The organism is Kitasatospora nipponensis (assembly GCF_039528135.1).
Classification (GTDB): Bacteria; Actinomycetota; Actinomycetes; order Streptomycetales; family Streptomycetaceae; genus Kitasatospora; species Kitasatospora nipponensis.
In genome coordinates, this window is sequence record NZ_BAAALF010001129.1 from 1 (window position 1) to 526 (window position 526).

The following is a 526-nucleotide window of genomic DNA, read 5'->3' on the forward strand; positions in this document are numbered from 1 at the left end:
CGAGCGTGTAGGCGGTCAGACCCATCCCGACCCCGAAGACCTGGCCGCCGACGTCGTACTGCTCGGGGGCGACCACCGCGATCAGGGTGAACCACCCGATCACGTGCAGGGCCAGGATGAAACCTCCCATCCCGGCGAGTCGCACCCACTCCGGTCGGGTGAGCCGGTCGCGCAGTCGGCCGGTCGCAGGCATGCGGCAGTCCTCCATGCAGTCGTACGAGATGGCCAGTGCGCTGAGCTGGGCCATCTTTCCCCGGACCAGGTCGCAGTTGCAAGCCATGCGCAACTGCGCCACCCCGGCGCGCGGGAGCACTCGGGCCGCCCTGACGGCGCCACAGCTCACATTCCGTCAGGAAATAGGAGTAAAAGTCCTCTATTGTCTGATTCGGTGATCATCAGGACCGACCGGAGGCAGCCTCCTTGCTGAACAGCACCGACATCGACAGCCAGGACTCCGCCCGGCTCGACCACTCCTTCTTCGGTCACCCACGCGGCCTGCTCACCCTCTCCGGCCTGGAGGTCTGGG

At 66.5% G+C, this 526-nt stretch carries 1 pseudogene; it reads right to left on the reverse strand.

Annotated elements, in window-relative coordinates:
- A pseudogene (locus ABD323_RS45235) lies at positions 1–193 on the reverse strand (HoxN/HupN/NixA family nickel/cobalt transporter); the annotation flags it as partial.
- Positions 194–526: the final 333 nt, after the last annotated feature.